Annotated in this window: 19 protein-coding genes and 1 pseudogene; 13 read left to right on the forward strand and 7 right to left on the reverse strand. The window is 69.0% G+C overall.

Annotated elements, in window-relative coordinates; translation table 11 throughout:
• Window positions 1-26 precede the first annotated feature (26 nt).
• A complete protein-coding gene (locus tag NE857_RS14120) occupies window positions 27-356 on the forward strand; it encodes a class I SAM-dependent methyltransferase (protein WP_254421406.1) in 330 nt (109 codons plus the stop codon).
• An 85-nt stretch (window positions 357-441) separates the two neighbouring features.
• Here the strand turns inward: NE857_RS14120 and NE857_RS14125 are convergent, their stop codons facing one another.
• Both NE857_RS14125 and NE857_RS14130 read right to left on the reverse strand, forming a co-directional pair.
• The gene (locus tag NE857_RS14125) at window positions 442-954 is read right to left on the reverse strand and encodes a transposase (protein WP_254421407.1); all 513 of its coding nucleotides are present in this window, start codon (window positions 952-954) and stop codon (window positions 442-444) included.
• 8 nt (window positions 955-962) lie between these two features.
• Window positions 963-1,865 (reverse strand): annotated as a pseudogene (locus NE857_RS14130) (transposase); the annotation flags it as partial.
• A gap of 155 nt (window positions 1,866-2,020) precedes the next feature.
• Between NE857_RS14130 and NE857_RS14135 the strand changes: the two are divergent.
• Window positions 2,021-2,215, forward strand: a complete 195-nt coding sequence (locus NE857_RS14135) for a hypothetical protein (protein WP_254421408.1) — start codon at window positions 2,021-2,023, stop codon at window positions 2,213-2,215.
• On the opposite strand, the gene NE857_RS14140 is transcribed toward NE857_RS14135, so the two are convergent.
• The gene (locus NE857_RS14140) at window positions 2,171-2,323 is read right to left on the reverse strand and encodes a hypothetical protein (RefSeq protein ID WP_254421409.1); all 153 of its coding nucleotides are present in this window, start codon (window positions 2,321-2,323) and stop codon (window positions 2,171-2,173) included. The two genes, NE857_RS14135 and NE857_RS14140, sit on opposite strands and share 45 nt — an antisense overlap.
• Before the next feature lie 136 nt (window positions 2,324-2,459).
• Between NE857_RS14140 and NE857_RS14145 the strand changes: the two genes are divergently transcribed.
• Window positions 2,460-2,939 (forward strand): nitroreductase family deazaflavin-dependent oxidoreductase, encoded by a 480-nt coding sequence (locus NE857_RS14145; protein WP_254421410.1) that lies wholly within the window; start codon window positions 2,460-2,462, stop codon window positions 2,937-2,939.
• Window positions 2,940-3,032: 93 nt separating this feature from the next.
• Here the strand turns inward: NE857_RS14145 and NE857_RS14150 are convergent, their stop codons facing one another.
• A complete protein-coding gene (locus NE857_RS14150) occupies window positions 3,033-3,878 on the reverse strand; it encodes a glycoside hydrolase family 16 protein (protein WP_254421411.1) in 846 nt (281 codons plus the stop codon).
• A gap of 394 nt (window positions 3,879-4,272) precedes the next feature.
• Between NE857_RS14150 and NE857_RS14155 the strand changes: the two genes are divergently transcribed.
• From NE857_RS14155 to mshC, 3 genes are all read left to right on the forward strand, one after another.
• Window positions 4,273-4,587 carry a hypothetical protein gene (locus NE857_RS14155; RefSeq protein ID WP_254421412.1) on the forward strand — a complete coding sequence of 105 codons (315 nt, stop codon included), beginning with the start codon at window positions 4,273-4,275 and terminating at the stop codon, window positions 4,585-4,587.
• Between the two features lie 216 nt (window positions 4,588-4,803).
• Complete coding sequence (locus NE857_RS14160) at window positions 4,804-4,992, forward strand: hypothetical protein (protein WP_184362326.1); 189 nt, start codon at window positions 4,804-4,806, stop codon at window positions 4,990-4,992.
• A 388-nt stretch (window positions 4,993-5,380) separates the two neighbouring features.
• Window positions 5,381-6,604 carry a cysteine--1-D-myo-inosityl 2-amino-2-deoxy-alpha-D-glucopyranoside ligase gene (mshC, locus tag NE857_RS14165; RefSeq protein ID WP_254421413.1) on the forward strand — a complete coding sequence of 408 codons (1,224 nt, stop codon included), beginning with the start codon at window positions 5,381-5,383 and terminating at the stop codon, window positions 6,602-6,604.
• Window positions 6,605-6,994: 390 nt separating this feature from the next.
• On the opposite strand, the gene NE857_RS14170 is transcribed toward mshC, so the two are convergent.
• A complete protein-coding gene (locus tag NE857_RS14170; RefSeq protein WP_254421414.1) occupies window positions 6,995-7,543 on the reverse strand; it encodes a nitroreductase family deazaflavin-dependent oxidoreductase in 549 nt (182 codons plus the stop codon).
• Window positions 7,544-7,650: 107 nt separating this feature from the next.
• Here NE857_RS14170 and NE857_RS14175 point away from each other — a divergent pair, with 107 nt between their 5' ends.
• Together NE857_RS14175 and NE857_RS14180 are read left to right on the forward strand one after the other, a co-directional pair.
• Complete coding sequence (locus NE857_RS14175; protein ID WP_254421415.1) at window positions 7,651-8,889, forward strand: hypothetical protein; 1,239 nt, start codon at window positions 7,651-7,653, stop codon at window positions 8,887-8,889.
• Between the two features lie 209 nt (window positions 8,890-9,098).
• Window positions 9,099-9,524 carry an ABATE domain-containing protein gene (locus NE857_RS14180; RefSeq protein WP_254421416.1) on the forward strand — a complete coding sequence of 142 codons (426 nt, stop codon included), beginning with the start codon at window positions 9,099-9,101 and terminating at the stop codon, window positions 9,522-9,524.
• Between the two features lie 65 nt (window positions 9,525-9,589).
• Here the strand turns inward: NE857_RS14180 and NE857_RS14185 are convergent, their stop codons facing one another.
• Both NE857_RS14185 and NE857_RS14190 read right to left on the reverse strand, forming a co-directional pair.
• On the reverse strand, window positions 9,590-10,789 hold the full coding sequence (locus NE857_RS14185) for a glycosyltransferase family 4 protein (protein ID WP_254421417.1): 1,200 nt from the start codon (window positions 10,787-10,789) through the stop codon (window positions 9,590-9,592).
• A gap of 272 nt (window positions 10,790-11,061) precedes the next feature.
• A complete protein-coding gene (locus NE857_RS14190; protein ID WP_017584266.1) occupies window positions 11,062-11,901 on the reverse strand; it encodes a PAC2 family protein in 840 nt (279 codons plus the stop codon).
• Between the two features lie 341 nt (window positions 11,902-12,242).
• Between NE857_RS14190 and metH the strand changes: the two genes are divergently transcribed.
• From metH to NE857_RS14215, 5 genes are all read left to right on the forward strand, one after another.
• Complete coding sequence (gene metH, locus NE857_RS14195; RefSeq protein ID WP_254421418.1) at window positions 12,243-15,716, forward strand: methionine synthase; 3,474 nt, start codon at window positions 12,243-12,245, stop codon at window positions 15,714-15,716.
• Between the two features lie 131 nt (window positions 15,717-15,847).
• The gene (locus NE857_RS14200) at window positions 15,848-16,561 is read left to right on the forward strand and encodes an HAD family hydrolase (RefSeq protein ID WP_254421419.1); all 714 of its coding nucleotides are present in this window, start codon (window positions 15,848-15,850) and stop codon (window positions 16,559-16,561) included.
• Window positions 16,562-16,768: 207 nt separating this feature from the next.
• Complete coding sequence (locus tag NE857_RS14205) at window positions 16,769-17,269, forward strand: cellulose synthase (protein ID WP_254421420.1); 501 nt, start codon at window positions 16,769-16,771, stop codon at window positions 17,267-17,269.
• Window positions 17,270-17,940: 671 nt separating this feature from the next.
• Window positions 17,941-18,972, forward strand: a complete 1,032-nt coding sequence (locus tag NE857_RS14210; RefSeq protein ID WP_017584262.1) for an ABC transporter permease — start codon at window positions 17,941-17,943, stop codon at window positions 18,970-18,972.
• Window positions 18,973-19,067: 95 nt separating this feature from the next.
• Window positions 19,068-20,813 (forward strand): ABC transporter substrate-binding protein, encoded by a 1,746-nt coding sequence (locus NE857_RS14215; protein ID WP_254421421.1) that lies wholly within the window; start codon window positions 19,068-19,070, stop codon window positions 20,811-20,813.
• The last annotated feature ends 47 nt before the right edge of the window (window positions 20,814-20,860 follow it).

Below are 20,860 nucleotides of genomic sequence, written 5' to 3' on the forward strand. Positions count from 1 at the left end.
CAGTGCCCCCGGTTAGCGTTCGGGTTATGGCACAGCGAACGGTCGCCCAGAAGATGGGCGTCAAGGAAGGCAGCCGGGCCCACCTGGTGAACGCCCCCGCCTCCGCGCTTGACGCCCTTCAGCTCCCTGAACTGGAACTTCCCGGAATGCTCTCGGGGAAGTTCGACTACCTGCACCTGTTTGTCACCACGCAGCAGCAACTGCGTTCGGGCTTCGGTGAGCTCAGGGACCACCTCAACCCTGGCGGCATGCTCTGGGTCTCCTGGCCTCGATTCGTCAGGGGGCTGATCGCGTCTTCTGTTCCGGTACCTCGCCCGTGGTGTCCCTGGTCCGGGCAGGAGCGGGCCCTCGCGTGACGCCGCGGTGTGCGCCGGGCCCCACGAGCTCCGGTGACTGCGCTTCTCCTCCTTCCTGCTGCTCGTCGGAGCAAGGAACTGATGGTCAAACCGGGTTCGGCAGGGCGATCAGCCGCTGCCAGCAGGTGCTGAACGCCTGTGCCCAGGGCCAGGTGCGTTCCAAACGCAGGAACCGTCGGCGGGCGTGGCGGGCCAGGCGTGCGCTCTGGTGGTAGAGACGGAACCGTATGCTCTCCGGTTCGGCCTGGGCCAGGTCCTCCTTATCGTGCAGGGTGAGCAGCCGCAGCCAGGCGTCCAGATCGCAGGCGAGGTTCGCCGCGAGCACCCAGGCCCGGTTGACCGTCCAGGACCGCGAGGGCAGCAGCGCCAGGCCCATGGCCTTATTGGTGCGCACCCGGTCCTCGACCTCGGCGTGGTCACGGTGCAGCGCGTCCAGGAACTGCGCCTGGTGCGAGCCCGCGATGCGGTGCATCCGGCCGATATCGGTGGCCAGGACCGAATACCGCCACCCGGTCTTGCGCTCCAACTCGGTGAGCTTCTTGGCGTGGCGGCGTGAGGGCGCACCCGCCGGACGATGAGCCGCATGTTCTCGGGCCACCCTTGACGGGTGCTGAGCCCGGTGAGCTCGGCGACCTCATAGCCTTCCTGGAGGTCGCCGCCGGAGTCCACGGCGGTTTCCCATGCGCTCTGGGGGATCTTCGCGATCGCTTCCTCGTCGGCTTCGGTGATCTTCCACCCGACGGTGAAGCGCACCGTCCTGCGTGTGGTGTTCAGCTTGTGCAGGTGCTTGAGGAGGTCGTGGGTGGCGCCGGCCCCGTCGATTCTCACCAGGATCTTGGCCCGGGATGAGCCGGGGACCTGGTCCAGGGCCTGGGTGAGCACGTCGATGTGGTCGGTGGCGGTGTTGGCTCCGGCGTTGCCGGGGCGCAGCAGCATGGCCAGGCACTCGCCGGTGTTGGCGCACCAGGCTGCCAGGGGGTGGAACCCGAAACTGGACTTGAAGGTGGGTGCGGCCCCTTCCTTGTGGGAGGTGGTGGTGATGATCGTGGCGTCCATGTCCAGCACGATCCACCCCTTCAAGCACTTGCCCGCGACGCTCACCTGGGGGAAGCCGCCGGGGCGCAGGTGCAGCAGGGTCCATACGTGGCGGCGGACGGCCCGGCGTGCCTTCGCGATCGCTGTCAGGGCCGCCTCATCGAGGGCGGCCAGGGTGCGGCGCAGGGTGGAGTCGGATGCGGGGGCGCCGAACACGGGGCGGTGGTGCAGGCCCAGCCGTTCGGCCTCGCTGAGGTTGCGTGCGCCGAGGACGATCGCGATGGCCAGGTGGATGAGGGTGATGGCCCGGTCCCGCCAGGTGGTGGCGGTGCTGGTGGGGAAGGCCGCGGTCAGGGCTCGGACCAGGCCGGTGCGGTCGGCGAGTTTGCGGAGCAGGATGGATCCGGCATGGCCGACCGTTGCCTTGCCGTCGGTGGTCACGGACAGGCGGTGGTCCCAGGTAGGCTCGTGCACCAGGAAGGTGCTCCTAATTCTGCTGTGGATGTTTCCTAGACAGTCACATCCTTGCAGGTGGGGGCACCTTTCGTGTTGTCAGCGGTCAGATCGGGCCAATTCGGCTGAATAGGCGGGGCTGGCCCAAGGGCGGCCGCAACGGCACCGACCTCGACATGAAGAGGGTCATCGCGATCGGCTACGACCTCGGCATGGTCGAAAGTATCTGCCTGCGCGTCGACGCAATCTGGGCCGGGCTGAAGTTCACCCACCCCAAGCCCGGCAAGATTTACCGGAACAGCTACGGCACCCTGCCCCAGCAGCGATCAGAGAAACAGGAGGAAGCCCAGCACCCCGAGCAGGGTCAGTGAACCGAAGGCGACCAGGGCCACCAGGGCGTTCGAGCGGAACCGTTCCTCGTCGCCCGGGGAGAAGGGGCCGAGATCGGTCATGTCCTGGGACTGGGAGGTGTTGTGCATGCCCTCATCCTGCCGTGTCCCGAGCCCGCGTACCAAGGTGATCGGGTCTCCATCGCCTTCGCTCTCGCGGCGGGCTCGCGTAGATTCGGTGCCAACGGGCGCCGGGAGAGGCGTCCCCGGTGAAGGCGGCCATGCCATGGGCACTACCGAACACGACCACTCACCGCCACGTCTTCCCCCTCGATGGTTCGTTCGCGCGTTCTGGGCCGGGCACCGGTTGCTGTGCCGCGTGACCGGCGGCCGGGCCGGACTCTCCCGTCCCAAGCCCGGCAAGTACGGCATGCTCCGCTTGCACACGGTGGGCCGTCGCACGGGTAAGCCCCGTGCCGTGATCCTCGCCTATTTCGAGGACGGCCCCGACCTGGTTCTTCTCGCGATGAACGGCTGGGGTGACCCGCCGCCCGCCTGGTGGCTGAACCTGTCGGAAAGCCCGGAGGCCAGGGTCGATCTGGTCGGGGAGCGGCGTTCCGTGCGCGCCCGGGAGGCCCAGGGCGAGGAACGCGAGCGGCTCTGGGCGAGGTGGGGCGACTACTCCAAGAGCGTCGAGGAGTTGGACGGGTTCGCGGCGCTGCGGTCCAGGCGGACCCCCGTGGTTCTGCTGGAGCCGAACACCTGACCCGGTTCCACCGATTCGGGGCTCGTCGAAGCGGTAGGCGCCGTCCACCGGGTGGGGAAGACCCGGTGGACGGCGCTTGGGGACGGCCGCGCGTCAGTCCAGGGAGTACACCCGGACGTAGTCGACCCGCATCTGCTGCGGGAACTGGGTGCTCCCGTCGGGGTAACCCGGCCAGTCGCCGCCCACGGCCACGTTGAGGATGATGAAGAACGGTTGGTCGTAGACCCAGGGGTTACCGCGGGTGTCCTGCCAGGTGTAGGTCTGGTAGACGATGCCGTTCACCGACCAGGTGACCGAGCCCGGGTACCAGTCCACGGCGAAGGTGTGGAAGGTGTCGGCGAAGGACCAGCCCTGGGGGTGCATGTAGGAGCCGGTGAGCGGGTTGCCGCCGTGGTATCCGGGGCCGTGCAGGCTGCCGTGCACCAGGTGCGGTTCGCGGCCGATGTTCTCCATGACGTCGATCTCGCCGCAGTCCGGCCACGGTGTGTTCGGGAAGTGGGCCCCGAGCATCCAGAACGCGGGCCAGATGCCCTGGCCGCGGGGGATCTGGATGCGTGCTTCGATCCGGCCGTACTGCGGCTGCACCTTGCCCTGGGTGGTCATGCGGGCGGAGGTGTAACCGCCGTGGGACTCCCGGCGGGCGGTGATGACGAGGTTGCCGTTGCCGTCCAGGGCGGAGTTGTCGCGGCTGGCGGTGTAGTTCTGGAGCTCGTTGTTGCCCCAGCCGTGGTCGCCGGTCTCGTGGTTCCAATGGGCGGGGTTGGGCGCGCTTCCCGCGGGACCGTCGAACTCGTCGGACCACACCAGGGTGGCCCGCGCGGTCGTGGCCGACGGTTTCGGTCGGGCTGATGCGGAAGCGGCGGGGATGGTGAGTCCGGCGGCCGTGAGCGCCGCCAGTGCGGCGGGGGCGACCAGGGCGCGGCGAGGGTACGAGCGCATGGGCTACTCCGGGGGAAGCCCCGTCGGTGCGGGGCGAGGGCGGGCGGAGTCGGTCAGCCATGGGCTGACTTGGGGACACATAGGCGACGACCCAGCGTGACCGTCATGTGTCCCGTTGTGTTGAAAAGTTACTTTACGTTTATTAACCCAGTCTCGCAAGAGGTGAGAGATCACCGATCTGGTTCGAGTTCCCGTTCGTTTTCTCTGCTTCTGTCCCTCCATGAGGCCGTAGTGGCTCTCTGGCTGGTGCGTCACCCTGCGGAGCGGGGGTGTCGCCGCTGGTCAGATGGGGGTTGAAACTTTTCCGGCAGAAGTTTTTCGAAAGCGCGTCATAGGCGGGGTGGGGCAACGTCTCATCCAGGAAAGAAGTTCGACGATCTACCGAGGAAACCCCATGATGAGCGCCCACTCCGTTCCCACCCCCGCTCCCCGCCCCCTGGTCGACCCCGCTGACCTGGTGGGCCAGTGGGTCCGGGTGAACGAAGACGGAACCGTTGGGCTGCTGCTCTCCGCGGACCACACCGGCTGGGCCCTGCGTACGCCGACCGGCGTCCGCACCGGGCAGGGGAGGCTGGCCGCCGAGGCGGTCACCCAGCGCGCCGAGGCCCGGCCGGTCCGCCGGCGCCTGCGCGCCGTCATGGACGACCCCGGTTTCCCCGGCAGCGCCGATCTGGACCTGCTCGACCTCCAGCTCGCCGCGCACCCCTGACCTCCGGCTGACGGGCCGGGCCCGTGTGTCGGGTGCCTTCGGTCGTGCGCTGCCTGCCTAGGGTGGGAGAGCGAGGCCGAGGGCACAACGTTTCGTGAGCCATGACCCAAAGAACACGTAAACCCCCTGCGTTGCTGCGGCGTCTTTGAGGAAGACGGCACACTCGCCGTCGGACGCGCGTGCAAAAACGACGCGTACACAGCAGGGGAAACCATCATGGACCGAAACGGCAATTACCTCGAAACCGGGGCGTACTGGCTTCTTTACGTGGTCTCCATCAGCGGTGCGCTCCTGCACTGGCGCCTGGGCAACGAGCTCCTGGCGGCACTCTGCGGTGGAACGGCCCTGCTCAGCGCCCTGCTCATCGGTAAGGTCCGGATCACTCTGCCCGTTGAGGGGCGCTGACCGCGGGTCCTCCCGCGAACCTTCGTGTCGCCCAGCGAATCCTCGAAGTCGTCCTCTGGCGGCCGCGTCGAATTCCCGGACCCGTTCCTCGTCATGCCGATCTCCTGGTCGTCCGGGTTTTCCGTGCCCGACCTTTTGGGTCTTTGGTCCTTTGGGTGTCGGGCCCACACGGTTCCCGGGTTCAATGGGCCCCGGTCACCCCCATCCCACCGGTCGCTCCCGTCACCGGCCGCTCCTTCCGTCCCGACGGCTGCTCCAGCCCTCGCCCGGGCCCTCCGTTCCCCATCGGCTGCTCTGGTATTCCCACTTCACCTGGGGTGATGATCACCTCGGCATGCGCCCGCTATCGGGTCGTTTGTCCCGTGCACGTGCGGATAGGCTTCCCGGTATGCGTTCATGGTCTGCGCCTGACATCGTCCCCCTGCCGGGTACCGGCGGCCCCCTCCGTGTCCACGACACCGCCACCGGACGGATAAGGACGACCACGCCGGGCTCCACCGCGGGCATGTACGCCTGCGGCATCACCCCCTACGACGCCGCCCACCTCGGGCACGCCTTCACCTACCTGACCTTCGACCTGGTCAACCGGGTGTGGCGGGACGCCGGGCACGACGTCAACTACGTCCAGAACACCACTGACATCGACGACCCGCTCCTGGAGCGGGCCGAGGCCACCGGCGTCGACTGGCGCGACCTCGCCCACCGCGAGATCGACGTCTTCCGCGAGGACATGGCCGCGCTGTCCATCATCCCGCCGACCTCCTACGTCGGCGTCGTGGAGTCCGTCGACCTCATCAGCGAGCTGGCCGTGCGCATCCGCGAGACCGGCGCCGCCTACGAGATCGACGGCGACCTCTACTTCTCCGCCGCGGCCGCGTCGAAGTTCGGCGAGATCAGCAACCTCGACCGCGAGGAGATGCTCGAGCTCTTCGGCCAGCGCGGCGGCGACCCGCAGCGCGTCGAGAAGAAGGACCCCCTCGACTGGCTGCTCTGGCGCGCCGAGCGCCCCGGCGAACCCTCCTGGGACAGCCCGCTCGGCCGCGGCCGTCCCGGCTGGCACATCGAGTGCAGCGCCATCGCCCTGGACCGGCTCGGCCCCTCCTTCGACCTCAACGGCGGCGGCAGCGACCTGATCTTCCCGCACCACGAGATGGGCGCGGCCGAGACCCGGTGTGCGACCGGTCAGCCCAACGCCCACAACCACCTGCACGTGGGCATGGTCGGCCTGAACGGCGAGAAGATGTCCAAGTCACTGGGCAACCTCGTCTTCGTGTCCAAGCTGCGCCAGCAGGGCGTGGACCCGGCCGTCATCCGCCTGGCCATGCTCTCCCACCACTACCGCGCCCCTTGGGAGTGGACCGACGCCGAACTGCCCGCCGCCGCCGAGCGGGCCGAGCGCTGGCGTGCGGCCACGTCCCTGGGCTCAGGCCCGGACGGGGCCCCGGTGCTGGCCTCGGTGCGCGCCTCGCTCGCCGAGGACCTGGACTCCCCGGCCGCGCTCGCCGCGGTGGACGCCTGGGCGAGTGCCGCACTCACCGAGGGCGGCGCCGACACCCAAGCCCCCGGCCTGGTGCGCACCACCGTCGACACCCTTCTGGGCGTCAAGCTCTAGGAACTCCCATTGGGAAGTTCGAGTAGGAATGCTCCGGTGCCCCGGGGAGGGCAAGCCCCTCCCCGGGGCATTCGCGTGCCGGTGAAGCCTGTCCCTGGATCACCCGGGTTTCCCGAAGTACTCGGCTTCTCGGGTTAGGCTGGTGGACACCACAGACCTCACACACCTCCGTGCCCGTTCCCGTCCGGTTCGTCAGGGGCGGGCACGGGGCTTTTCTTGAGGTTTCCCGCAGGCTTCCCCCCGGGCGTCTTCCCCGAGGCCGTTCGGCCCGGGTACTTCTCGTCCGCAGGGCCTCTCACGCTCAGGACCCCTCACGCAGGTCCTCTCACGCAGGTCCTCTCACGCAGGACCTCTCACACCCAGGGCCGCCCGTACGCGTTCAGCGCTGCTTCAACCCCGGGGCCTGGGCACGTCCGTCTCACGGGGAGCGGAAAAATCGGGGAAACGGGCCTCCTCCGAGTCCGGGACCAGACGCACCACGGGGATCCCGTCGACCGGATCGGCACCGAGGCGCTCGTACTCCGCCACGCCGTCGCCGACGTCGTGGCCCAGTCCCCGCATCATCGCGGCGGCCACCTCCGGGTGCTGCTGCGCGTAGTGCGCCAGCACCCGGCCGGACTCCTCCGGCGGCAGCGGCTCGGCGGTGCCCCGTCGGCGCCGGTTGCCGACCTGGAACAGGATCCGGGGTTCCACCCGGATGTTGCGGAACCATTGGGACTGGTTCCCGAACCCCGAGGCCACCATGACCGTGCCGGTGGTGTCGTTGCCGCCCACGACCTCCAGGACCGCCTGCCGGGCCTCGCCGGTGCTGCGCCCCCGGTGGGTGAGCAGAACGAACCTGTCGCCCAGCACAGCGCCCAGACCCAGCCGGTAGATCCAGATCGGGGCCCGGAACAGCGCGCGCTGGATCGGGTCCTTCGGTGGCTGGGTGAACGTCATGGCGGCCTCCTACGACAGGTTTTCCGAGCGCCCGAGTGTACTGAGGAGCCCTTCCCCGGCGCGCGGGAGCCACGCCAACGGTCACTGTCCGCTGCCATGATGCGCCCATGGACACCGCACCTGACATCCTGCGCACCACCGACTGGTCCCGGACCTTCCACGCCTACGGCCCCGGCACCGACGCCCCGAAGCACCTCGCCGCCCTGCGGTCCGGGCAGGACAGCAAGGTCGCGGACGCGCTGGGATACCTGTACAGCGCGATCCTGCACCAGGGCACCGTCTACCCGGCCACACCCCCGGCGGTGCTCCACGTGGCTGGACTGCTGTCCGACCCCGCGGCCGACCGGCCGGTCCACGGCGTGTTCGACGAGGCCATGGGTGCCGGCGCCGCACCGCTGCGCCAGCACCTGCTCCGCTTCCTGGCCGACGTGGCCTGGTCCGTGGCGGAGGTCTGCGGTGGTTACTCGGACGCGGAGCTGGACGCCCTGGCCGACCCCGGTGAGCGGCGCGGTGAGCTGGACGCGTTCCTGGAACGGATGGCCCGCAGCGAGGACGGCGATGCGGACGACGGCGAGGAGGTCTGGGAGGACCCGCTCCTGGAGACGGTGATGAACACGGTCCTGCGCGATCTGCGCCGGGCCGCGCCCGTGCTGCTCGAGGCGGTCCGCCCCCTGCTCACGCACCGGGACCGCGGGGTGCGCCAACGGGCGGTGACGGCCGCCGGAGCGCTGAGCCGGATGGGCGGGGGACTGGCCCTGGACCTGTCGGGCGCCGCCGACTACGCCGAGTCCCGCGACGAGGGAGCCGCGATCGTCCTCGCCCTGGCGGAGAGCGGCGGCGACACCGCCGAGTTCCTCACCCACCAGGACCCGGCCATCCGCGCCTGCGCCGCGCTCGCACCCTCCCTGACCGACGATCCCGCCGCCACCACAGAACTCCGCACGGCCCTCCTGGACCCGGCCGCCGCCGACGCCTGGTTCGCGGACCGCCCGGGCTACTTCGACGGACACGTGCGGTTCTCCATGGTCAAGGCGCTCGTGGAACGCTCCGAATCCGAGGACGCACCCGACCTGCTTCCGGTCTTCCAAGCCCTGGCCGCGGTGTCCTCGGCGTTCACCGCGGAGCGGGACCTTCAGGGATTGCTCAGCCTGGCCCTGGGCCGGGAGAGACGAAGCGCCGCTGCGCCGGTGGAGTACCCCACCGAACTCCAACGCGCCTACCTGCGCGCGCTGGTCGACAGCGACGGCCTCTGGGACCCCGGCACCGCCGACTTCACCTTCCTCCTGAAAGGGCTTGGCCTTCCGCCGGTCCGGGAGAGTATGAGGTCCCTGGCGGAGAGCTCATGATCCTTGGAGCCGAGAAGCCGTCCGGCGCCAGTATCGGCCGCACCACGGGGGAGTGGACCACCCCCGACTGACAGTTGGCGGGCCCGGGGCGGGCTGTCTGATGCGGGGGGTGTTTTCTGTTCTCCTTTGCCCTGTTATGTGTGGCCACCTGTGGTCACGAACTCACCGAAACACCACCATCGGGGTGCCCGGCGTGGTGGGATACGCCCATGACCACGACCACGACCAGTACCCCCACCCGGCCCAGTGCCGCGGCGGAGCTCATCGCGGACTTCGTCTCCACCGGCGGCCGCCTCTCCGACCGTGCCGACCTCGCCCAGTTCCTGCGAGAGCACCGACTCGTCACCGAAGGCGCCATCCCCATCACCCTCGCCGACCTCGACGAGGCCATCACACTGCGCGACGGCATCCGCTCCCTGCTCGACCGCGGGACCGCCCCCGACCCCGAAGTCCTCGGCCGAGCGCAGAAGGTCCTGGACGGGCTGCGCGTCACCGTTCGGTTGGAACCCGCCGAGCAGGCCGAGTCGCCCCTTGCTCCCGCCGTCGTCGACGAGGTCCGTCGCGGCCTGGCCCGCATCGCCGGGGCCTGGGCGGCGGTCCTGGCCACGGGGGAGTGGCACCGCCTGCGCCTGTGAGCGCCGGAAACCGGGGCCGTACGGCCCCGGTACGCCGGACCCGTCAGGCCCGAACCCGGTGGGATTCAGCCGAACAGGGCGGCCAGCGGGCCCTTCTTTTTCGGGGCGGCGGCCCGGCGCCGCTCCAGGAACTCCTCCCACTGCTGGGTGATGTCCTCCAGCTGGTAGGCCGAGGACGAGGCCAGCGCGGCCTCGCCCATGCGGTGGCGTTCCTCGCGGTCGCTGACCAGGCGTGACAGCGCCTCGCCGAGAGCCTTGGTGTCCTGCGGCGGGACGAGCAGTCCGTTGCGGCCGTGCTCGATGATCTCCCTCGGGCCGTGCGGGCAGTCGAAGCTCACCACCGGGACCCCCACGGAGAAGGCCTCGATGATGGTCATCCCGAAGCCCTCCACCCGGGAGCTGACCGCCAGCAGGGAGGCCTTGGACAGCTCGCCCAGCATGTCGGTGGTGCGGCCGCGCAGGCTCACGTGGTCGCCCAGACCCAGCCGGTCGATGGTCGCGCGCAGCTCCTCGTCCCGGTCCCCGCCGCCGTGGATGTGCAGGCGCCACTGCGGGTGCTCGGCGGCCACGTGGGAGAACGCCTCCACCAGCAGCGGGTACTGCTTGACCGGGGAGAACCGCCCGGCCGCCGCGATCACCGGCTCGTCCAGGGTGGCCCGGGGCGGCTCACCCGGCTCCAGGGCGTTGGGCAGCGCGGTCAGCCAGTCCTCGGAGGCGCCGAGCAGCTTCTCGTAGGCGGCCCGGTCGGTCTGGGTGAGTACGCTCAGCCCGTCCAGCTTCGGGTAGGCGCGGGTGATGGCCTTGCGGACCTCCGGTTTGTGCTCGGCCAGGTTGAGGTGCTCCTGTCCGATGGTCAGCAGGCGCGAGGGCGCCCAGGCGGCGATGAGCAGGTTGATCCCCGGGCGGGTGCCGATCACCACGTCCGCCTTGGTGGTGCGCAGGTAGCGGCGCAGCCCGGTGACCGCCTCCGGGGTGAAGTTCTTGTTCCGGCGCCGCTCCGCCTCGGGCACGATCTTGTCGGCCTGCTTGGCCCAGCGCTCACGCACGCGTTCGCGGGGGCGTTGGACCACCGGGTGGTCGGTGTCGTCGCTCAGCGGGACCAGCTGGACCCCGTCGGCGGGGGTGAAGAAGGGTTGTCTTCGTTTGCGGACCAGACTCACGATCTCCACCTCGTGGCGAGCTGACAGCCCCCGCGCCAGGTTGTGCACGGTTCGGACCGTGCCACCCATGGCGTAGCCGTTGGCGATGACGAAGGCGATTCTCACAAGTTGTCCCTGCAACCCCACCTCGCGCGGTCGGGGAGGGTACTCGTCCCAGGCCCCGGGGGCGACAGGCCATCGGGCCCCGGAGTGCGTGTACCCCCGTACCACGCACTCCGGAGCCCTGGCTCCTTCCCCCGGTCCGCGAGCCATCACCCGCAAACTAGCGGGGGGCACCTAAAGATGAGGTAACGGAAAATCGGGACCCTGTGGACATTCATCCGGAGACGGGTTAAGCAGCAGCTTGGGACCGGTCGATGCGATCGGTCCGACCCGCCCTAACCGTCGTCGCGGCGGCGCAGGTAGCGCTCGAACTCCTGGGCGATGGCGTCACCGCTGGCCTCGGGCAGCTCCACCGTGTCCTTGGCCTCCTCCAGGCCGCGCACGTAGGCCGCTATGTCCTCGTCCTCGGCGGTGAGGTCGTTGACGCTCGCCTCCCAGGAAACCGAGTCCTCGGGCAGGTCGCCCAGCGGAACCTCGGTCTCCAGGAAGTCCTGGACCCAGCTCAGCAGGGCCAGGGTCGCCTTCGGGCACGGCGGTTGGGCCACGTAGTGGGGGATGGCCGCCCACAGCGACACAGTCTCCACACCAGCCGAGCTGAACGTGTCGTGCACGACCCCGACGATGCCGGTCGGCCCCGAGTACGTGGCCGCCTCCAGCCCGTACCGGGTGCCCAGCTCCAGCGGCGAGGACATCCCCGTCACCGGGATGGGGCGGGTGTGCGGGGCGTCGGCCAGCAGCGAGCCGAGGATCACGGCGCGCCGGACCCCCAGTTCACGGGCGATCGCGAGCAGGTCGGCGGAGTAGGAGCGCCAGCGCATGTTCGGCTCGGGGCCGGTCACCAGGACGACGTCGCGCCGCGAACCGGGCGGCCGGACCACCCGCACCCGGGTGGTGGGCCACTCCATGGAGGTCAGCCGACCGTCGGCCACGGTCATCCGTGGCCGGGTGACCTGGAAGTCGTAGTAGTCGTCCGGAGCCAGGGCGCACAGCTCCTTGGCGCCCCACTTCTCGGACAGGTGTTCCACGGCGAGGCTCGCCGCCTCACCGGCGTCGTTCCACCCTTCGAACGCCGCCACCATCACAGGCTCGACGAGCTCGCGGTCGAGCTGGATCATGGACGGCCCCTTCCTGGACGCGGATGATCACCACCCTATGGGGTGGCGCCACAGCCCGGAAACCGTAATTCGGACTCCGCCCACAGAGGTTACTCTCGCCACTTTGGGACACCCGTCTCACGTGGCGAAACACCCGATGAGGTAGCCTCGCGACCAGCGACTGACCGGGCGTGATCGCCCTAGGGCCTGTTCCGCGGAACTCGCCCGAGGACACTGCCGTCCCCGGCCGCCCGACCCCGCCCCGCGCCGTGGGTCGACCCAGCCACCGTTCCCACCCGTGCCGCTTGTCACCGGGACACGTGCTGGGCCGCCGTGGTGCACCGAGACTAGAGTTGCTGAACATGAGAGATCGACGGACATTCCGTGAAGCACTGTCCCAGCGAGTTGTCGTTGCGGACGGGGCGATGGGCACCATGTTGCAGGCGCACGATCTCGACCTCGACCAGTTCGAAGGTCACGAGGGCCTCAACGACATCCTCAACCTGACCCGGCCCGACATCGTCCGGGACACCCACGCCGCCTTCTTCGAGGTCGGCTCCGACTGCGTGGAGACCAACACCTTCTCCGCCAACTACGGAGGCCTCTACGAGTACGGCATCGAGGACCGCACCTACGAGATCGCCGAGGCCGGGGCGCGCATCGCCCGCGAGACCGCCGACGCCTACAGCACCGCGGACCAGCCCCGCTACGTCCTGGGGTCGGTCGGCCCCGGAACCCGGCTGCCCACCCTGGGCCACGCTCCCTACACCTTCCTGCGCGACTACTACGAGAAGTCGGCGCACGGGCTCATCGACGGCGGCTCCGACGCCATCCTGATCGAGACCTGCCAGGACCTGCTCCAGGTCAAGGCCGCCGTGGTCGGTGCCAAGCGCGCCCGCACGGCCCTGGGCAAGGACGTGCCGATCATCGCCCAGGTCAGCATCGAGACCAACGGCACCATGCTCATGGGTTCGGAGATCGGCGCCGCCCTCACCTCGCTGGCCCCGCTGGGCATCGACGTGATCGGGCTCAACTGCTCCACCGGCCCCGCCGAGATGAGCGAGCACCTGCGCTACCTGTCGCACCACTCGCCCATCCCCATCTCCGTGATGCCCAACGCGGGCCTGCCCGAGCTGGGCCCCAACGGCGCGGTCTACAACCTCTCCCCGCAGGAGCTGGCCGACGCCCACGACACCTTCACCGCCGAGTTCGGCCTGAGTCTGGTCGGCGGCTGCTGCGGCACCACCCCCGAGCACCTGCGCCAGGTCGTGGAACGGGTGCAGGGGCGGGGCATCAAGAACCGCAAGCCGCTGGTCGAGGCAGCCGCTTCCTCGCTGTACCAGAGCGTCCCCTTCCGCCAGGACGCCAGCTACTTGGCCGTGGGCGAGCGCACCAACGCCAACGGCTCCAAGAAGTTCCGCGAGGCCATGCTGGCCGAGGACTGGGACGCCTGCGTCGAGATGGCACGCGACCAGATCCGTGACGGCGCCCACGTGCTCGACCTCAACATCGACTACGTCGGCCGTGACGGCGTGCGCGACATGCACGAGCTCGCCTCGCGCTTCGCCACCGCCTCCACCCTGCCGATCATGCTCGACTCCACCGAGCCCGCCGTGCTGGAGGCCGGGCTGGAGGCCCTGGGCGGCCGCGCGGTGATCAACTCGGTCAACTACGAGGACGGAGACGGCCCCGACTCCCGCTTCACCCGCATCATGCGGCTGGTGCGGGAGCACGGCGCCGCCGTGGTCGGTCTGTGCATCGACGAGGAGGGCCAGGCCCGCACCGCCGAGTGGAAGGTGCGGGTGGCCAGCCGCCTGATCGACGAGATCACCGGCGACTGGGGCCTGAACACCGGCGACATCATCATCGACTGCCTCACCTTCCCCATCACCACAGGGCAGGAGGAGACCCGCCGGGACGGTATCGAGACCCTCAACGCCATCCGCGAGCTCAAGTCCCGCTACCCCGAGGTGCAGACCACCCTGGGCCTGTCCAACCTGTCCTTCGGTGTGAACCCGGCCGCCCGGATCGTGCTCAACTCGGTGTTCCTGCACGAGGCCGTGCAGGCCGGGCTGGACTCGGCGATCGTGCACGCCTCCAAGATCGTGCCGACCAACCAGATCCCCGAGGAACAGCGCAAGGTAGCGCTCGACCTCATCTACGACCGCCGTGAGGGCGACTACGACCCGCTGTCGGAGTTCATCGACATGTTCCAGGGCGTGGACGCCAAGGCGATGAGGGCCTCGCGCGCCGAGGAACTGGCCGCCCTGCCGCTGTGGGAGCGGCTGGAGCGGCGGATCATCGACGGTGAGCTCACCGGTATCGAGGCCGACCTCGACGAGGCGCTCGAGAGCAAGCCCGCCCTGGCCATCGTCAACGACACCCTGCTGTCGGGCATGAAGACCGTCGGCGAGCTGTTCGGCTCCGGCCAGATGCAGCTGCCGTTCGTGCTCAAGTCCGCCGAGGTCATGAAGAAGGCGGTCGCCTACCTCGAACCGCACATGGAGAAGAGCGACGACGACGGCAAGGGCCGGATCGTGCTCGCCACCGTCAAGGGCGACGTCCACGACATCGGCAAGAACCTCGTGGACATCATCCTGTCCAACAACGGCTACGAGGTCGTCAACCTCGGTATCAAGCAGCCGGTGTCGGCGATCCTGGAGGCGGCCGAGGAGAAGAAGGCCGACGTGATCGGCATGTCCGGCCTGCTGGTCAAGTCCACGGTGATCATGAAGGAGAACCTCGAGGAGATGAACTCCCGGGGTATCTCCGAGCGCTTCCCGGTGCTGCTGGGCGGTGCCGCGCTCACCCGCTCCTATGTGGAGCAGGACCTGGCCGAGATGTTCGGCGGTGAGGTCCGCTACGCCAAGGACGCCTTCGAGGGCCTGCGCCTGATGGACACCTTCATGGCGGTCAAGCGCGGCGAGGAGGGCGCCAAGCTCCCCGAACTGCGCCAGCGCCGGGTCAAGCGCGGGGCCACCCTCAAGGTGACCGAGCCCGAGGAGATGCCCGCCCGCAGCGACGTCTCCACCACCAACAGGGTGCCCGTCCCGCCGTTCTGGGGCGACCGGATCAGCAAGGGCATTCCGCTGGCCGACTACGCGGCCTTCCTCGACGAGCGCGCCACCTTCATGGGGCAGTGGGGCCTCAAGGCCTCCCGCGGCGGCAACGGGCCCACCTACGAGGAGCTGGTGGAGACCGAGGGCCGTCCGCGCATGCGGATGTGGCTGGACCGCATCCAGACCGACGGCCTGCTGGAGGCCGCGGTCGTGCACGGCCACTACCCCTGCTACAGCGAGGGTGACGACCTGGTCGTGCTGGACGAGGACGGTGTCACCGAGCGCACCCGCTTCACCTTCCCGCGCCAGCGCCGGGACCGGCACCTGTGCCTGTCCGACTTCTTCCGGCCCAAGGAGTCGGGGGAGCTGGACGTGGTCTCCTTCCAGGTGGTGACGGTGGGCGCGGCGATCAGCCGCGCTACCGCGAAGCTGTTCGAAAGAGACGCCTACCGCGACTACCTGGAGCTGCACGGGCTTTCGGTGCAGCTCACCGAGGCCCTGGCCGAGTACTGGCACACCCGGGTCCGCGCCGAGCTGGGCTTCGCGGGGGAGGACCCCGCCGAGCTGGACGCCTTCTTCAAGCTCGGCTACCGGGGCGCCCGCTTCTCCCTGGGCTACGGGGCCTGCCCCGACCTGGAGGACCGCGCCAAGATCATGAAGCTGCTGGAGCCGGAGCGTGTGGGGGTGGCGTTGTCCGAGGAGTTCCAGCTTGTTCCCGAACAGGCCACCGACGCGATCGTCATCCATCACCCCGAGGCGACATACTTCAACGTCTGACCTACCGGTCGAGAGGGCGGCCCCGCCGGTGAACGTCACCGGTGGGGCCGCTCCCTGCCAGGGGTCAGCCAGTCATCGCCGGAGGCCGGCGACCACCCGGCTGCCAACCGGCCGCCACGCCACGAGTCGAGATGAGCGAATTGAGCACTGTGAGTTCCGAAATGCCCGAGACCTCCGTCGCAGCGGAGCGCCGCCTCCAGGCGGTGCTGCTGGACATGGACGGCACCCTCATCGAGAGCGAGCACCTGTGGGGTGAGGCCGAGGCCGAACTCACCGCGGAGCTGGGCGGGGTGTGGACCGCCGAGGACCACGAGGCCAACGTCGGCAACGCCGCCGAGCCGGTGGGCCGCTACATCATCGAGCGCACCGGGGCCGACCACCTGACCCCGCGCCAGGTGGCCGACATGCTCTACGCCCGCTTCCTGGCCAAGCTGGAGGGCGGGGCCGAGCTGCGGCCCGGCGCCAAGGAACTGGTGACGATGCTGGCCGAGGCCGGGGTTCCGGCCGTGCTGGTGACCTCCACCGAGCGCGCCCTGGTGGAGACGGCGATCGACGGTATCGGGCTGGACAGCTTCGTCGACTCGATCGCCGGTGACGAGGTGGACGCCAACAAGCCGCACCCCGACCCCTACCTCCGGGCCGCCCGCCGCCTGGGCGTGGACCCGCGCCGCTGCGTGGCCGTGGAGGACTCGCTGGTGGGCGTGGCCTCGGCCGCCGACGCCGGGTGCCTGACCATCGCGGTGCCCAACCACGTGGAGATCACGCCCCGCGAGGGCGTGGTCTTCCGGGACAGCCTGGTCGGGGTGGACCTGGACTGGCTGGAGTCGCTGGTCGCCGACCGCTGAGCACCGACCGCCGCCCCTGATCGCCGACTGCCGCCCGCCGATCACTCCATGCTCCGTCTACGCCTGGCTGTTGGCGGCTTGCACCCCGATGAGTAGCGTGGGTGGGAGAGGGGCGCAGTGCCCGGCCGGGGGCCGATCACTGCCGGGTGAACCGCCCTAGGGGATCGGCCGGATGTGTGTTCGGGCGCGGGATGGGAGACTGGTCGCATGCCTGAGACTTTGAATGACAATGTTGGTGTGGGGCTGGGGGCGGCCCTGACGGCGGTCGGGATCGTCATCTCCTACTTCGTGTGGCGGAAGAAGGGCGCCGCCTACGGTCTGCGCGGTGTGGCCTGGTCGCTGCTGCCCCTGATCGCCGGGCTGCTCCTGCTGATGGACGTGGTGATGCAGTTCGTCCTGGGCGTCCTCGGCATCCTGCTGACGATGGCCTTCAAGCTCCAGTCGTGGGTCGGTCTGGCCCTCGCCGTGGTGATGGTGGTCCTGTACGTGGTCTCGGGCTTCATGAAGTCCAAGGGCATCGGGGTCAAGCCCGGTGCGCGGCCGCAGGACAAGGCCCAGGCCAAGGCCCAGGGAGAGGGAACGCCCGCCGCCGGGGCCGCCCCGGCCGCCGCGGGTCAGGTCAAGGCCACCCAACAGGCCAAGGCGCCCGCCGCGGACGACGACTTCGGTGACATCGAGGCGCTGCTGCGCAAGCGCGGTATCGACTAGCCGACTCTGACGACGACGAGGACGGCCCCGCTTCGGCGGGGCCTTTCTTGTGCACAACGATGTCTTCTTCGTGCAAGAACCATGCGCGGAACCTGCCCCGACGTGCAGTTCCGTGCGTCGCTGGCCGCCCGTTGCGGGCGATTTCGTTCACACGCCCGTGTGGCCCCGTTCACTCGGGGGATTCATGCGAACACGTTCTGATTCATAGCACTTGCCATAGCGCAGCTGAATTGGGGCGAAGCGCGCGGGGGTGCCCTTAGGGTTGGCTCGGGTGTGATCCTCCCCCTCGTGCCAGCTCAGCCACGGTCGTCCGATGAATGCCTGCTTTGCGGCTTTAGTCCCCATATGGGTCGATTGTTAGGTTTCATTACGGTTTGGCCACATGGGCAGACTTTGGACGACATGCCGACAAAGGGCGAGTAAATTGGTCTTTGTGTAACATCCCGGGCGTAAAGGTCTGCGATGTGTCCAACCTCTCAACCGGGTGGGTGCACCGCGTGCCAGTGCCGACGAGACGGGCAACCCTCTCGCTCCGTCGGTCACGCCCACGCCAGCCAGAGTCGAGAACCGGCCGGCCCCACCGTGAGACCCAGCAGGGCTAACCCCTGACCGGCTCACGCGTGGGATCTGTCCCCTCGGCCAGAAGCGTATGAGTGGAGAGTGGTGGCCTGATGAGCGCGCCCTCGCATGCCCCTGAGACGACCGAACCGGTCGCCTCGGACCCCGGCGCGTCGGCCTCGGGTCGCAGCGACGCCGACAACCGTTCCCTGCGACAGATCGCCTGGCAACGACTGCGGCGCGACAAGGTCGCCATGGTCTCCGGCGTGGTCGTGGTCCTGCTCATCCTGGCGGCGATCTTCGCGCCCTTCCTGGTCAAGCTGTTCGGGCACCCGCCCACCCAGTTCCACCAGGACCTGATCGACCCGGCGCGACGCCTCCCTTACCTCGACCCCGACGACCCCAGCGCGGGTGTCGACCGCTGGGGTGGGATCAGCGGGGACCACCTGCTCGGCGTCGAGCCGACCACCGGCCGCGACATGTTCAGCCGCATCCTCTACGGCGCCCAGATCTCGCTCCTGGTCGCCTTCCTGTCCACCCTGGTCTGCGTCACCCTCGGCACCGTCCTCGGCATCATCGCTGGTTACATGGGCGGCTGGGTCGACACCCTCATCAGTCGCGCCATGGACATCTTCCTGGCCTTCCCGCTGGTGCTCTTCGCGATCGCCCTGGTCGGCGTCATCCCCGACGGCGTCCTCGGCCTGACCGGCAACGGTCTGAGAATCGGCGTCATCGTCTTCATCATCGGGTTCTTCAACTGGCCCTACATCGCCCGCATCGTCCGCGGACAGACCCTCGCCCTGCGCGAGCGGGAGTTCGTGGAGGCGGCCAAGAGCCTCGGCGCCAGCAACCGGCACATCCTCCTCAAGGAGATCCTGCCGAACCTGGTCACGCCGATCATCGTCTACTCCACGCTCCTGATCCCCACGAACATCCTGTTCGAGGCGGCCCTGAGCTTCCTGGGCGTCGGTATCAACCCGCCCACCCCGAGCTGGGGCAAGATGCTCTCCGAAGCGGTGCCCTTCTCCCAGACGGCGCCCTACTTCATCGTCTTCCCCGGTCTGGCCATCTTCATCACCGTCCTGGCGTTCAACCTGTTCGGTGACGGCCTGCGAGACGCCTTCGATCCCCGGACCTCGGACTGACCCGCATCCGTGCGTGGACCCGCCAATACCGCGCACGGACATGGGACAACCCCATGGTCCAACCATCCCCATTCCAGGTTCAGAGAGGTATTTCCTTGAGGAAACGCACCCTCGGCTTCGTCGCGCTCGGCGCGGCGGCGTCCCTCTTCCTGTCCGCCTGCGGCGGCGCCGCCACCGGCGGCGGCTCCGACTCGGCCGGCACCTTCGACCTCGGCTCCACCGAGATCACCAACCCGTCGGACAAGACCGGTGGCACGCTCCGCTACGCCATCGAGATGGACTTCGACTCCACCGACCCGGGCAACACCTACTACGGGTGGAGCTGGAACTTCCAGCGCTACTACGCCCGTACGCTCCTGGCCTTCAACCCGGAGCCGGGTGATGCCGCCAACGAGCTCATCCCCGACCTCGCGGTCGACCTCCCCGAGCCGAGCGACGACTTCAAAACGTGGACCATCGAGATCCAGCAGGGCCTCAAGTACGAGGACGGCTCGGAGATCACGGCCGAGGACATCAAGTACGCCATCGCGCGCGCCAACTTCAACGGTGGAACGTTCACCCAGGGCCCGCAGTACTTCAAGACCCACCTGGACCAGGACGACCACAACGTCTACGAGGGTGACGACCCGCTCGCGGGCTTCGACTCCATCGAGACGCCGGACGACTACACCCTGATCTTCCACCTCAAGGACTCCTTCTCGGAGTTCCCGAACGTGCTGACCCAGGTCCAGACCGCGCCCGTGCCGATCGAGGCCGATCGCGGCGAGCTGTACCAGGAGAACGTGCTCTCCTCCGGTCCGTACAAGTTCGACGGCTCCTACGAGCCCGGCAAGAAGCTGCACCTGGAGCGCAACGAGCACTGGGACGGCGACACCGACCCCGTCCGCGCGGCCCTGCCGGACCGTGTCGAGCTCGAGATCGGCGTCAACCAGGACGAGATCGACCAGCGCCTGGTCAGCGGCGAGATCGACGTCGATGCCCGCGGTAGCGGTGTCGGCCCGGCGATGATGTCCCAGCTGCTCGACGACCAGTCCGTCCAGGACAACCTGGACAACCCGTTCTCCGGCGCCCTGCGCTACGTGAACATCCACACCCCGATCATCGAGGACGTGTCCTGCCGCCAGGCGATCATGTACGCGGCCGACCGCGACAGCATGTGGCGCGCCTGGGGCGGCGAGCCCGGCGGCGACATCGCCACCAACCTGCTCCCGCCGGCGATCCCGGGCTCCAACCCCGACTCGGACCTGTACCCGTCCGAGGACGACAAGGGTGATCTCGAGAAGGCCCAGGAGAAGCTCGACGAGTGCGGTGAGTCGGACGGCTTCAGCACCACCCTCGCGGTCCGCGCCGAGAGCGCCAACGACGTCCAGACCGCCGAGGCCCTCAAGGAGGCCCTGGCCCGCGTCAACATCGACGTCACCATCGAGTCCTTCCCGGCCGCCGACTTCTTCGGCCAGTACGCCGGTTCGCAGGACTACGTCCGTGAGAACGACATCGGCCTGAGCGTCTCCGGCTGGGGCCCGGACTGGCCCAGCGGCTACGGCTTCGCCTCCAAGATCACGCACGGCGACGCGATCATGGAGACCGGTAACTTCAACACCGCCGAGCTCGACGACCCCGAGATCAACGGTCTCTGGGACCAGGCCCTGCTCACCGAGGACCCGGAGGAGCGCGCCGACCTCTACAAGCAGATCGACACCCTCGTCATGGAGAACGCCGCGATCCTGCCGGTGGTCTTCGACAAGGCGCTGATCTACCGCTCCGATGAGCTGACCAACGCCTTCTACCAGCCCGCGTACATGATGTACGACTTCATGCCGCTGGGCGTGGACCGGGACTAGGTCCCGAACTACCAGCCTGAACTAGTACGAGAAGGCAGGTGAAAGCG

It is taken from the genome of Nocardiopsis exhalans (assembly GCF_024134545.1).
Lineage (GTDB): Bacteria > Actinomycetota > Actinomycetes > Streptosporangiales > Streptosporangiaceae > Nocardiopsis > Nocardiopsis exhalans.

What these genes read in the sequence shown, in the direction of transcription:
- NE857_RS14120 (WP_254421406.1), top strand. Translation starts at nt 27, where the DNA reads ATGGCACAGCGAACGGTCGCCCAGAAGATGGGCGTCAAGGAAGGCAGC.
- NE857_RS14135 (WP_254421408.1), top strand. Translation starts at nt 2,021, where the DNA reads ATGAAGAGGGTCATCGCGATCGGCTACGACCTCGGCATGGTCGAAAGT.
- NE857_RS14140 (WP_254421409.1), bottom strand. Translation starts at nt 2,323, where the DNA reads ATGCACAACACCTCCCAGTCCCAGGACATGACCGATCTCGGCCCCTTC.
- NE857_RS14145 (WP_254421410.1), top strand. Translation starts at nt 2,460, where the DNA reads ATGGGCACTACCGAACACGACCACTCACCGCCACGTCTTCCCCCTCGA.
- NE857_RS14150 (WP_254421411.1), bottom strand. Translation starts at nt 3,878, where the DNA reads ATGCGCTCGTACCCTCGCCGCGCCCTGGTCGCCCCCGCCGCACTGGCG.
- NE857_RS14155 (WP_254421412.1), top strand. Translation starts at nt 4,273, where the DNA reads ATGATGAGCGCCCACTCCGTTCCCACCCCCGCTCCCCGCCCCCTGGTC.
- NE857_RS14160 (WP_184362326.1), top strand. Translation starts at nt 4,804, where the DNA reads ATGGACCGAAACGGCAATTACCTCGAAACCGGGGCGTACTGGCTTCTT.
- mshC (WP_254421413.1), top strand. Translation starts at nt 5,381, where the DNA reads ATGCGTTCATGGTCTGCGCCTGACATCGTCCCCCTGCCGGGTACCGGC.
- NE857_RS14170 (WP_254421414.1), bottom strand. Translation starts at nt 7,543, where the DNA reads ATGACGTTCACCCAGCCACCGAAGGACCCGATCCAGCGCGCGCTGTTC.
- NE857_RS14175 (WP_254421415.1), top strand. Translation starts at nt 7,651, where the DNA reads ATGGACACCGCACCTGACATCCTGCGCACCACCGACTGGTCCCGGACC.
- NE857_RS14180 (WP_254421416.1), top strand. Translation starts at nt 9,099, where the DNA reads ATGACCACGACCACGACCAGTACCCCCACCCGGCCCAGTGCCGCGGCG.
- NE857_RS14190 (WP_017584266.1), bottom strand. Translation starts at nt 11,901, where the DNA reads ATGATCCAGCTCGACCGCGAGCTCGTCGAGCCTGTGATGGTGGCGGCG.
- metH (WP_254421418.1), top strand. Translation starts at nt 12,243, where the DNA reads ATGAGAGATCGACGGACATTCCGTGAAGCACTGTCCCAGCGAGTTGTC.
- NE857_RS14200 (WP_254421419.1), top strand. Translation starts at nt 15,848, where the DNA reads ATGAGCGAATTGAGCACTGTGAGTTCCGAAATGCCCGAGACCTCCGTC.
- NE857_RS14205 (WP_254421420.1), top strand. Translation starts at nt 16,769, where the DNA reads ATGCCTGAGACTTTGAATGACAATGTTGGTGTGGGGCTGGGGGCGGCC.
- NE857_RS14210 (WP_017584262.1), top strand. Translation starts at nt 17,941, where the DNA reads ATGAGCGCGCCCTCGCATGCCCCTGAGACGACCGAACCGGTCGCCTCG.